10 protein-coding genes and 1 tRNA gene are annotated in these 11,923 nt (G+C 63.3%); 6 read left to right on the forward strand and 5 right to left on the reverse strand.

The genetic code is table 11. The features are described 5' to 3' along the window. Nucleotides 1-42 precede the first annotated feature (42 nt). Entirely contained in the window at nt 43-1,092 is a 1,050-nt protein-coding gene (locus ABT375_RS00150) for a phage major capsid protein, P2 family (RefSeq protein WP_416463632.1), read from the reverse strand. Between the two features lie 45 nt (nt 1,093-1,137). Further along, nucleotides 1,138-1,980: a GPO family capsid scaffolding protein gene (locus ABT375_RS00155; RefSeq protein WP_416463633.1), complete on the reverse strand. Its 843-nt coding sequence runs from the start codon at nt 1,978-1,980 to the stop codon at nt 1,138-1,140. A gap of 157 nt (nt 1,981-2,137) precedes the next feature. Between ABT375_RS00155 and ABT375_RS00160 the strand changes: the two genes are divergently transcribed. From ABT375_RS00160 to ABT375_RS00170, 3 genes are all read left to right on the forward strand, one after another. Then, complete coding sequence (locus ABT375_RS00160; RefSeq protein ID WP_416463634.1) at nt 2,138-3,976, forward strand: terminase large subunit domain-containing protein; 1,839 nt, start codon at nt 2,138-2,140, stop codon at nt 3,974-3,976. Beyond that, complete coding sequence (locus tag ABT375_RS00165; protein ID WP_416463635.1) at nt 3,973-5,019, forward strand: phage portal protein; 1,047 nt, start codon at nt 3,973-3,975, stop codon at nt 5,017-5,019. The genes ABT375_RS00160 and ABT375_RS00165 overlap by 4 nt, the downstream gene beginning before the upstream one ends. Nucleotides 5,020-5,190: 171 nt before the next feature. Then, nucleotides 5,191-5,994 carry a DNA adenine methylase gene (locus tag ABT375_RS00170; RefSeq protein ID WP_416463636.1) on the forward strand — a complete coding sequence of 268 codons (804 nt, stop codon included), beginning with the start codon at nt 5,191-5,193 and terminating at the stop codon, nt 5,992-5,994. Between the two features lie 520 nt (nt 5,995-6,514). Here the strand turns inward: ABT375_RS00170 and ABT375_RS00175 are convergent. From ABT375_RS00175 to ABT375_RS00185, 3 genes are all read right to left on the reverse strand, one after another. After that, nucleotides 6,515-7,201 (reverse strand): hypothetical protein, encoded by a 687-nt coding sequence (locus tag ABT375_RS00175; RefSeq protein ID WP_416463637.1) that lies wholly within the window; start codon nt 7,199-7,201, stop codon nt 6,515-6,517. Nucleotides 7,202-7,306: 105 nt separating this feature from the next. Further along, a tRNA-Met gene (locus tag ABT375_RS00180) sits at nt 7,307-7,383 on the reverse strand. A 96-nt stretch (nt 7,384-7,479) separates the two neighbouring features. Further along, nucleotides 7,480-8,328 carry an alpha/beta hydrolase gene (locus tag ABT375_RS00185; protein ID WP_416463638.1) on the reverse strand — a complete coding sequence of 283 codons (849 nt, stop codon included), beginning with the start codon at nt 8,326-8,328 and terminating at the stop codon, nt 7,480-7,482. Nucleotides 8,329-8,547: 219 nt separating this feature from the next. On the opposite strand from ABT375_RS00185, the gene ABT375_RS00190 reads away from it, so the two are divergent. Genes ABT375_RS00190 through ABT375_RS00200 form a run of 3 tightly spaced genes read left to right on the forward strand, consistent with a single transcriptional unit; the run spans nt 8,548 to nt 11,848 of the window. Next, the gene (locus ABT375_RS00190) at nt 8,548-9,957 is read left to right on the forward strand and encodes a circularly permuted type 2 ATP-grasp protein (protein WP_416463639.1); all 1,410 of its coding nucleotides are present in this window, start codon (nt 8,548-8,550) and stop codon (nt 9,955-9,957) included. A gap of 40 nt (nt 9,958-9,997) precedes the next feature. Beyond that, on the forward strand, nt 9,998-10,930 hold the full coding sequence (locus tag ABT375_RS00195) for an alpha-E domain-containing protein (protein WP_224550258.1): 933 nt from the start codon (nt 9,998-10,000) through the stop codon (nt 10,928-10,930). 45 nt (nt 10,931-10,975) lie between these two features. Then, nucleotides 10,976-11,848: a transglutaminase family protein gene (locus tag ABT375_RS00200; RefSeq protein ID WP_416463640.1), complete on the forward strand. Its 873-nt coding sequence runs from the start codon at nt 10,976-10,978 to the stop codon at nt 11,846-11,848. Nucleotides 11,849-11,923: the final 75 nt, after the last annotated feature.

Raw genomic sequence — 11,923 nt, forward strand, 5'->3', positions numbered from 1 at the left:
CCTGTCAGTTGGGCGGTTTGGCGTTGGGGCGGCTGCCGGCGATCAGGCCGGCTTCGGCCCCATGACGATGTTTTCGATGAGGACGGTCTTGCCGTAATCCTCGACCACGAACGCTTCATTGACGCTTTCATAGTTGGCGATCTGGGTCAGTTCCGGTTCGTCCCTGAGGTAACGGCGGCGCAATTCCTCCTGCTCGTAGATCGCCAGATTCTTGTAGCTGGTGAGGAGGATGGACGAGGTCGGGAAGTCGGGCACGCGCTCGGCAGGGAAGCCGCCCACCTGATTGGCCGCGCGCAGGATGGCGTCGCGCGCCAACTGCTCGGTCGGGGTGTCGCCGGCCTTGTTGATGATCGGCATATATTTGTCGTGGACCAGGTCGCGGCTGATCATCACCACAAGATCGTCGGCATCCTGATGCCAGTCATCCAGCAGGGTGCTGGCGTCCTTCACCAGCGCGTCCAGATTGACATAGTCACGCTTGGTGGCGTCGCTGCTGTCGGCCACATAAATCGCCTTGCCGCTGCTGGTCAGGGCGCCATCGTCCAGCACGCGCGCGGGAGCGTAGGTGCGGATTTTGTGCAGCCAGCCCTTGTTGACGTCCTGCAGGCGCGGATTGGCGACAAGATCGGTCGCGGTGGCGACCGAGGTGCCGTGGAAACCGATGGTGATGCGATCGAGCGCCTGGCGCTTGAGGATGACGTCGCGGACCAGCTGCTGGAATTCGGGCTTATGGCGCCAGGCGTCGAGCCGTTCCCACGAAATGGCATGATCGTAAAAGGTCTGTTCGCACCGATAACGGCCGCCATCGCTGGTGTCGGTCGGATCGGTGGGCGTGCGGCGCGTGCCGCCGCGCGTGTTGACGCGCCCCGCCAGCGGACGGGTGACGCCGACGCCGACCTTGTCGCCTTCCTGATTGACGACGGTTTCGAACGCGATCTTCTGGAGGAAGGCGCTCGATTTCTGGATCAGTTCCACCATCTTTTGCTGGACCGAGGGCGCGACCGAGAAGCTGTCGGTGGCGTTGGGCACGCCGCTGAGACGGGCGATCTGGGCCAGATAGGCGTTGAAGGCGATGCGAGTGTCACGATGCATGGGGAGGCTCCTGGGCGAGATGGGCAGCGGGCGGGATGGGCTGGATCAGCAGTCGGTCTGGACCGTGGCACCGCCGCCGGTGGCCGGGGCGCGCGAGAAAGTCGGCTGTTCGGTCGTTTCCAGCTTCGCCTTCATTGCGGCGAATTCGCCCTGCAGGGCCGAGATTGCATCGGTCGATGGCTTGATCGCGGCAGCGACCTGCTCGCCCAGGGCCGTGCTGAAGGCTGCCACATCGAAGCTGTTGTCGTTCGCCGGCGGCGGGGGTGCCTTGGGTTCTTCCTTGGGCTTTTCGCCGGTCGCGAACTTGGCGGCGAGCGTCGAGAAGCCGGCGGCGATGGCGGCAGCGATGCCCGTCGAACTGACCGGCTCATCCTCCATCTCGATATCCACGGCTTCGAACGCCTCGGAAAAAAGATTGGCGGGGGCGGTCTTGCGTGCGTCGAACATTGGCTTGAAGGCGGCGAAGTTGAACGCTTCAACGCCCAGCGAGGCGGGGTTGTCGGTCAGGCCGAGGCCAGTCATGCCGATCTTACCGGTGCCGGCGAAGTCGGGGGCGATTTCCAGCGAGGGGTAGGGCTTCTGCCCCTTGGCCCGCAGGGCGATCAGCTGATCATTGGGTTCGACCTGGGCATAGAGCGCGCGACGGCGCTGGGTCTGGCCGTCGATGGTGAATTCATCGGTCTGGGCCTTGACTGCGACCACGTCGCCATAGCCGTTGAACGGCGGCTCGGGGCTGTAACCCTTGATGTGCTCGACATTGATGCGCGGCGTATAGTTGGCGGTGTTGAAGGTCGCGACAATGTCGTCGATCCATGCGGCCTCGATCTTGCGACCGTCGCTGACGGTGAAGCCTTCGACGAAGACGCGGAAAAATTTGCTCTTGGCCATGGTCGGTCCCGGTTCCCGTGATTGCTGGGCGCGCGCCCTGTTGAGCGCAGAAAGGGACGCAAAGGGGCATCGGCTCAAGGCGGGGCATTTGTAGAGGCGGCCTCTACAAATGGAGGCCGATGCCTAGTGGCGGATGTGCGCGGCATGGTCCGCCGCGATGACCACGCAATCCCCCCAGCCCGGCGCGCCGTCTGCCCTATGGCAGTTCGATCCGCGCCGCCATGCGCGCAGCCTGTATTGGCGCGGGTGGGGTGTTACGCAGATCGCCGACGAATTTGCCCTGCATCATGTCGTCAACGACAAGGGCGGCCAGATCCCGCGCGCCACGATCGAGGCATGGAAGCAGCGCGACCGTTGGGATGATGCGCCATCGATCCGCAAGATCGAGGACGGGCTGGAAATCCGGCTGCTGACGCTGATCGCCAAGGAAAAGAAGACCAGCGGCGACTATGTCGAACTGGACGCGCTTCGCCGCCAGGTCGAAAGTCTGGCGCGGGTCCGCCGGCATGATGCGCCAGGCGGCCATGCCGGCGATCTCAACGACAAGGTCGGCAATCGCAACGCCGGCGCGCGCAAGAAGGCGAAGAAGAACCATTTCACCGTCGAGCAGGCGGCCGAACTCAAGCGTATCTTCCTCGACGGCCTGTATGATTATCAGCATCGCTGGTGGCAGGCGAAGGATCAGCGCACCCGCATGATCCTGAAGTCGCGCCAGATCGGCGCGACCTATTATTTCGCCTTCGAAGCGCTGATCGACGCGATCGAGACGGGGCGCAACCAGATATTCCTGTCCGCGTCCAAGGCGCAGGCCCATCAGTTCCGATCCTATATTGTGAGCTTCGCCAAGCTGGTCGACGTCGCGCTGACGGGTGATCCGATGCTGATCACGTCGGACCTGCGTCCTGCCGAGGAAGCGGCGGCCGAACTGCATTTCCTGGGCACCAATTTCCGCACTGCCCAGGGGCGCCACGGTAATTTCTATTTCGACGAATTCTTCTGGGTCCACTCGTTCGAGGAACTGAACAAGGTCGCCTCCGGCATGGCAACTCACAAGAAATGGCGGAAAACCTATTTTTCGACGCCATCGACCATCGCCCATCCCGCCTATCCCTATTGGACTGGCGAGCGGCGCAACCGCCGTCGCAAAAAGGTCGACAGGATCGAAATCGATGTCAGCCATGCCGCTTTGGCGATCGGATCGGTCGGGCCAGATCGCATCTGGCGGCACATCGTCAACATCCGCGATGCCGAGGCCGGCGGATGCGACCTGTTCGACATCGAGGAACTGGAAGACGAATATGCGCCCGACGAATTCGCCAACCTGTTCCTGTGCGATTTCGTGGACGACAGCCTGTCCGCCTTCCGCTTCAACGACCTGGTCAAATGCGGCTGCGACAGCCTGGTCGAATGGGCCGACTTCAATCCCGAAGCAGCGCGGCCATATGGCAATCGCGCGGTGTGGGCCGGTTATGATCCGCAGGACAGCGAGGATGGCGACAATGCCGCCCTGGTCATCATGGCACCGCCCGATAGCGAAGGCGGCACCTTCCGCATTCTTGAAAAGCATCAGCTGCGCGGTCTGGACTTCGAACAGCAGGCCGAGTTCATCCGTGCCGTCCTGTCCCGCTATAATTGCACCTATGTCGGCGTCGATGCCACCGGCGTCGGCGCCGGCGTCTATCAGCTGCTCGCCAAGACGCAAAAGGGCGTGGTGAAAATCGAATATTCGCTGGAGGTGAAGGCCGGCATGGTCATGAAGGCGCAGAATGTCGTGCGCCGGGGCCGGATCGCCTTCGAAGCCGGTTGGATCGACATCGTGTCCTCCTTCATCAGCATCAAGAAGACGCTGACCACCAGTGGACGCAACGTCACCTTCAAGGCGGGAAGGGGCGGCGGCGACGGCCATGCTGATCTCGCCTGGGCCGTGATGCACGTCCTCATGAACGAGCCGCTCGACGGCAAAGAGCCACCCAAAGCAACAATGGAGATCCTATGAGCAAGCGTGCGCGCCGCATGAACCGGGCCGAGGCGCGGGACGCGGCTCAAGGGGCGATCGTCGCCAGCAGCCAGAGGGCAGGCGTCGAGGCCTTCGCCTTCGGCGATCCCGAACCCGTGATGGACCGGGCGACATTGATGGACATGGTCGAATGCTGGCACAATCAGCGCTGGTATGAGCCGCCCTTGCCACTGGACGGCCTGGCCCGCGCGTTTCGCGCCAGTCCGCACCATAGCAGCGCGATCCTCCTCAAGCGGAATATACTGGCCGCCAGTTTCAAGCCAACGTCGCTGCTGTCGCGCAAGGCCTTCACGGCGGCGGTGCAGGACTATCTGATTTTCGGCAACGCCTATTTCGAGGCCCGGCTCAACCGCCTGGGGGGCATCATACGCCTCGATCATAGCCTGGCCAAATATACGCGGCGCGGGGTGGAGCCGGGCAGCTTCTGGTGGGTGCCGGGGTTCGGTAACGAAAGCGAATTTGCGCCGGGCAGCGTGCTGCAGGTGATGGCGCCCGACATTAATCAGGAAATCTATGGCTTGCCCGAATATCTTTCGGCCCTGCAGTCTGCCTTGCTCAATGAAAGCGCCACCCTGTTCCGGCGCCGCTATTATCTGAACGGCAGCCATGCGGGCTATATCCTCTATGCCACCGGTGATTTTGCCGAAGGCGATGTGGACGCGATGCGCGACGCGCTCAAAAAATCGAAGGGGCCGGGCAATTTCCGCAATCTGTTCGTCCATGCACCTAGCGGCAAGGAAGGCGGCATCAAATTGCTGCCGATCGCCGAGGTGGGGGCGAAGGACGAATTTCTGGGCATCAAGAACACGACGCGTGACGATGTGCTGGCCGCCCACCGCGTGCCGCCCCAGCTGCTGGGCATCGTGCCGCAGAATGCCGGTGGCTTTGGCAGTCCGGCAGACGCGATCATCAGCTTTCACGAATTGGAAATCGAGCCGATCCAGGCAAAGTTTCTGGAGGTGAATGACGAACTGGGTATCGAGGCCGTCCAGTTTGAGGAGCGCGCGAAAGCGGCTGCCTGACTGATATTCATCGCCGATCGGGATGGGTGCGAAGCCTATCCTGTGAGGCGGGGGACGCCGCGCTGCAACGCGGACAAACCGACGAGGATGCTCTCGCCACGACCAACCGGCCACCCTGGCCGCCCCGCCCCTGAACCAGGGCGGTGGATCAATTGAGAGCTATTTTCCTACATGTCACTCGAAAAGATCAATCCTGTATCCCCTGCCGCCGGCTATATCGGGGGCAAGCGTAATCTGGCGCGACGTCTGGTGTCGATCATCGGCCAGGTGCCGCATGATAGCTATGCCGAACCCTTCGTAGGCATGGGTGGCATCTTTCTGCGCCGCACGTCCCGCCCCCGATCGGAGGCGATCAATGACATCAGCGGCGATGTCGCTACCTTCTTCCGCATCCTGCAGGAGCATTATCCTTATTTTATCGACATGCTACGCTGGCGCGTCAGCAGCCGGGCCGAGTTCGAACGGTTGCGGGCGCTGCCGGGGGACCGGCTGACCGACCTGCAGCGGGCGGCGCGGTTCCTCTATCTCCAGCGTCTTGCCTTCGGTGGGAAAGTGGCCGGGCGCGCCTTTGGCGTGGATCGGTCCAACGGCGGTCGGTTCAACATCACCAAGCTGGAACCCATGTTGGCGGACATCCACGAACGGCTTGCGGGTGTCGTGATCGAGCAACTGCCCTATGGCGAGTTCATCCGGCGGTACGATGCGTGCGGGGCGCTCTTCTATCTCGATCCGCCTTATTGGGGGTGTGAGGCTGATTATGGCCAGGACGTGTTTTCGCGCGCGGACTTCGATCAGCTGGCCGACCAGCTAGACGGGATCAGGGGCAAGTTTCTGCTGTCGATCAATGCGACGCAGGGCGCGCGGGAGACGTTCGGCCGCTTCCATGTGACCGATGTCGCCACGACATATTCTATCGGTGGCCAGCCCAGGCCGGTGAACGAACTGATCGTCAGCAACTTCCCGCTGCCTGGTTAACGACGAGGGTCGGGTGATGTCAGGGCGGTCCGCACGTGCGGGCCGCCCTTTTTCGTGCGCGCAATATTATGTCGCGCTTGACCACGCCGGGCGGAGGGCCGGCAGGGCGCTCGGCCGACCCAATCCCGCCTGCCCACGGCAGGCCGGGCACCATCGGGCCGGATCAGCGTTGCCACCCCGAATTGCGCGCTTAATCCCCCGCCTCGCCCGCGCGCTTTTTATGTCGGTTTTGATGCAATAGCGGCATGGGCCGCACGCCGGGGCAACACCTAGGCGGATCGACGTTTCAGCCGGGCGTGACGCTGATGCAAATAGATGCACCTGACGGCGCCGACATCGCGGCAATCCCAACGCAGAGATTTTGTGCTCGTTTTGACCTGGGCGCCCCTGGCAGCCCCCGGTGGCGCTTAAGCGACACCGGTCCCCGACGGTCGGTCGAAGGTGCTTCTTGGCCTGACTGGGCGACGGTGATGGTCGTTCCCTCAAATCTACGTCTCGCGAAGCGAGTCCATTCCCCCTTTTATATTTCTACCCCTGGATAGTGTCGGGACTCCCGACTAGCGCTATCCCTAATATCCAGCGTGTCACCGAGAGAATTTAACGCGAAGATTAGCGCCGGATCATCGACCCGTGGGGGCGACTGCAAGCCCTCTGGAGCCTTGCCGCGTCGCTTGATCACTTTGCGCCGTAGTGCTGCTTTGAACGTCGCCCAGACCCTCTTGGGGGCAGAACTGAGATCAAAGAAAAAGGCGTTGCTGATCTGCTCGCGTTGAGGGCCGGCGAGGCCGGCTGTTTCGGCGACGACTGTGCGCCTGACCCAGCGCAGACCAAGCCATTTCGCGAAACGTTTGCATGCCTCGATCGCCGTAGCGCGATGACAACCCGCACGATCTGCCAGTTCCTGATAGCTGGGGTCAAGTTGGCCTGTCTTGAAATCGATCAGTTTCAGGAAGCTCAGTAGGATTCGGCGATCGCCATCTTGGAGGCGGTCGCTCTCCTTGTAGCGGCTCAGCCGCTGGTCATGTAGCAATTCGTCAAATGTTTGGAGGACAGCGCCGATCCAGTCCCAGCCATGGCGCACCGGTTGGAAGACCTGCGCGCGCTGATCGTCGATGTCGTAGCTGTTGCGGCGAGGCGTCCGCTTGCGATCGGGATCTTTGCGATCCGTAAAAGCACTAGCGATGTCGCCAAAGGACAGCGCGATCATGCGCGCAAGCCTTGAGAATTTACAGAAGAGCCCAGTTGCGTCTTGCGTTCGGCGAGCACAATATGCCCCTTAGAAACGCAAAGTTCTGGCTAGGTATCTTATCGTTGGTAGCGGAGGAGGGACTTGAACCCCCGACACGCGGATTATGATTCCGCTGCTCTAACCAGCTGAGCTACTCCGCCCCAAAGGGCCTCGCCGGGCGCTGCGCCCTGCGGTGAGGCGGCGCTATACGCAGCGAGGACGGGTCGGTCAACGGGGTTTGCGCAAATCTTGTGCGATCATTTCCGGCGGACTTCCCAGCCGGCCGGCAAGCTGGCCGGATAGCTGTCCAGCGCGTCGTCATCCACCGCCTCGATCGCTTCGCTGACCAGCGGGCCAAGTGTCGCCATGTCGGGATTATGACCGGCGCCCGGCGCGATCAGCCAGTCGGCGGGGTGGCCGGCGGCGGCGAACAGCGCCGTGGCTTGGCCCATGTCGACGCGATCGTCGGCGGTGCCGTAAAACATCACCAGCGGCGCCTTGATCTTGGTCGCGGCGTCCAGATTATTCCATTTGTCGGGCAGCAGGGCGCTCACCCCGCCCGGCGCGGATTCGGCCAGCTTGTCGAAGGTGGACAGGGTGACGACGCCCGCGACCGGCACCGTCGCCGCGACATGCAACGCCACCGCGCCGCCCAGCGAATGGCCGACCAGGAAGATGCGCGCGTTCGATCCCACCAGCCGGCGCGCCCGGTCGATATAGGCGCGACCGTCGCGCATCAGCCCGGCCTGGGTCGGGCTGCCCGGATTGCCGCCGAAGCCGCGATAGGACACGACAATGACATGATCGCCCCGGCCGGTCAGATGTTCGGCATAGCGGGCCGCGACACCCTGGTTCGATCCCCGGCCGTGGAAGAAGAGGATGACGTCGCGGTCCATCGGATCGCCGGGCCAGTAATAGCCGGTCAGCGCCAGCCCGTCCGCCGTCCGTACCGGGAGTGCCTGCGGCCGGACATGGGTCCATTGCGCGATATCTATCTGCGCCCCGTTCGCCTTGTATATCTGTTCGCGCACTGCGCCGGCGCAGCCGGTCAGGGTCAGCGATGCGGCGATCGCCCAGCGGGCCAGGGGCCGGTTGAAACGGCTCATCGTCGGTTTTCTCCCACTTCATGGTCCTTTTGAGGACGGCGGCGCGAAACCGTCAATGGTCGTGCGCAGAAACGAAACACCATGGCTTTTCCACCATATATCCTGAGCGGCACGGCAACCTTTTGCCCGCTCGCCATTTTTGCCTTGCAATCGCCACAGCGCGGCGCACTAATATTGCAATGCACAACCGGCCCTGTCGGCCGAGGGAGGAACGTCCAATTGCCCTTCCATGAAATGTTTGAGCCGGATGGTTCGATACGCCCCTGTTATGACGAAGTGCAGAAATGGGTGGAGCGAACGGGCATTGCCGGACTCAATCGCCGCATGGACGAGGCCGAGGCGATCTTCCGCCGCATCGGCATCACCTTCGCCGTCTATGGCGAGGGCGGCGATCCGGAACGGCTGATCCCCTTCGACCTGCTGCCGCGCATCTTCACCGCGAACGAATGGCGTGTGCTGGACAAGGGCATTCGCCAGCGCGCGCGCGCGCTCAACGCCTTCCTGCACGACGTCTATCATCGCGGCGAGATCGTGAAGGCCGGCATCATGCCCGCCGACATCATCTACAAGAACAGCGCCTATCTGGCGGAGATGGCCGACTTCACCCCGCCGGGGAAGGTCTACAGCCATATCGTGGGCATCGACATCGTGCGCACCGGGCCGGGCAGCTTCGAAGTGCTGGAAGATAATTGCCGCACCCCCTCGGGCGTGTCCTACATGCTCGAAAATCGCGAGATCATGACACGCATGTTCCCCGAACTGTTCGCGCAGGGGATCGTCGCGCCGGTGGACGATTATCCCGCCGAATTGCTCAAGAGCCTGAAGGAAGTCGCGCCGCCTGCGTGCAAGGGCGATCCGGTCGTGGTCGTGCTGACCCCCGGTTCGCTCAACAGCGCCTATTATGAGCACAGCTTCCTCGCCGACCTGATGGGCGTGGAACTGGTCGAGCCGGCGGACCTGTTCGTCGACAATGACCGCGTCTGGATGAAGACCACGCTGGGGCCGAAGGCTGTCGACGTCATCTATCGCCGCATCGACGACGAATATATCGATCCGCTGGTGTTCCGCCCCGACAGCCTGCTGGGCGTGCCGGGCATTTTCAACGTCTATCGCAACGGCGGCGTCACGCTGGCGTCGGCGCCGGGCGCGGGGATCGCGGACGACAAGGCGGTCTATATCTACGTGCCGGAGATGATCCGCTTCTATCTGGGCGAGAAGCCGATCCTCGACAATATCCAGACCTGGCAGTGCGGCAAGCCTGACGAGATGGCCTATGTGCTGGACAATCTGCACGAGCTGGTGGGCAAGGAAGTCCATGGATCGGGCGGCTATGGCATGTTGATCGGCCCCAAATCGACCAAGGACGAAGTCGCCGCCTATGCCGCGCGGATCAGGGCCAATCCTGGCGAGTTCATCGCCCAGCCGACGCTCGATCTGTCGACCGTGCCGACGCTCGGCCCGGCGGCGGTGGTGGGCCGCCACGCCGATTTCCGCCCCTATTGCCTGGTCGGCAAGCAGATCCGCCTCGTCCCCGGCGGCCTGACCCGCGTCGCGCTGACCGAAGGGTCGCTTGTCGTGAACTCCAGCCAGGGCGGCGGCGTCAAGGACACCTGGGTCTTGCAGGATTAATGCGGATGCCCTCTCACTTCCTTCCCATCGAGATCACCCCATGCTGAGCCGGACCGCCGAAAATCTCTTCTGGATGGCGCGCTATATGGAGCGGGCGGAGGCGACCGCGCGGCTGCTGACCATGGGGCAGCGCATGGCGATCCTGCCCGGCGCGCATCATCGCGACGAATGGCGGTCGGTCGTCCGCGCCACCGGCGCCGGGCATCAATTCCCCGAAGGCACGATCGTCACCGAAAGCGACGCCGTGTCCTTCCTGATGCTGGACGCGGACAATCCCAGCTCGATCCGCTCCTGCCTGCTCAAGGCGCGCGCCAACGCCAAGTCCGCCCGCACCATGTTGACGCAGGACATGTGGGAAGCGCTGAACGACGGCTGGCGCAAGCTCGACAGCTATGATGTCGGCGAAGCGCGCCAGCAGCTCCCCACGCTGATCGACTGGGTCAAGACCCGCGTCATGACCTTTCGCGGCGCCGCCCATTCGGGCCAGCTCCGCAACGAAGGCCACGACTTTTTGCGCGCCGGCTCCGCGCTGGAGCGGGCGCAGATGACGCTGCGGCTGCTGGACGTCAAATATTATGTCCTGCTGCCCGAAACCGAAGTGATCGGCGGCAATCGCGACCATTATCAATGGACGTCCGTGCTGCACGCGCTGTCGGGCAGCCGCGCCTATCACCATGTCTATGGCGGCACCTACACGCCCTGGCAGATCACCGATTTCCTGATGCTCAACCGGCTGTTCCCGCGCAGCGTCGCCTATTGCTACGACCAACTGGCCTATCGGCTCAACCGGCTGGCGGGCTGGCATGACGCGCGCGCCGCCTGCCATGATACGGTGCAGGAGATGGTCGCCGCGCTGGAGAAGTTGGACAGCGGCGAAATCTTCCGCTTCGGCCTGCATGAAACGGTGCAGCACGGCCTGTCGATGACCAACCGGCTGGGCGCGGAAATCGCGCAGGCCTATCATTTCGGCTGATCGGGAAAGGAACGGCCGGCGCGCATACTGGGTAAGGGGGACGTCATGAAATTGCTGGTTCGCCACCAGACCGTCTATCGCTACGCGGCCACCGCGGGGCGGGTGGCGATGCGGCTGAAGCTGATGCCGGTCGATACGCCAGCGCAGAGCGTGCTGGACTGGCAGGTCAGCGTCAATGACGAGCCGCTTACCGGCTTTCGCCGCAACAGCTATGGCGAGATGGAGACGATCTGGATTCGCCACGACCGGCTCGATCATGCCGTGATCGTGGCGGAGGGGCTGGTCGATACGCGCGAAAGCCATGGCGTGGTCGGTCATCTCGACAGTCGCGTCGACCCGCGCTATTTCCTGCGCGATACGCCCCTGACGCGCGCGTCGGACGGCATTGCCGAGATGGCGCGCGCGGCGCCGACCGGCGAAGGCCCGCTGGCGCAGCTCCATGCGCTCTCGGCCGCGGTCAGCGACGCCGTACAGTATCGCGCCGGCGTCACCAGCTCGGCGACCAGCGCGGCCCAGGCCTTCGCGCTGGGTGCGGGCGTCTGCCAGGACCATGCCCAGATATTCATCGCCGCCGCCCGCGTGATCGGGCGACCCGCCCGCTATGTATCGGGCTATCTGCTGGCCGGCGACGGCAGCGCGCTGCACGAAACCCATGGCTGGGCCGAAGCCCATGTGCCGGGCCTTGGCTGGATCGGATTCGATCCGTCGAACCGGGTATGCGTCACCGAACGCTATCTCCGCCTCGCCAGCGGTCTGGACGCCGACGACGCCGCGCCGATCCGGGGTTCGGTGACGGTCGCGGGCGATATCTGGATTGACGCGGACGTCCGTATCGCGCAGGCGGAAGAAGGCGTCGAGGAACGACAGCTGCAACGGCAGCAACAACAAAGCGTCCCGCCGCCCGAACAGACGGGTTAATATTCGCGATCGCAGGTCATATGGTGCATCCGATGATGGGGCGAATCGCGACAGACAGAACACAGGGGGCCAGCG

It is taken from the genome of Sphingomonas sp. VDB2 (assembly GCF_047946695.1).
GTDB classification, from domain to species: Bacteria; Pseudomonadota; Alphaproteobacteria; order Sphingomonadales; family Sphingomonadaceae; genus Sphingobium; species Sphingobium bisphenolicum.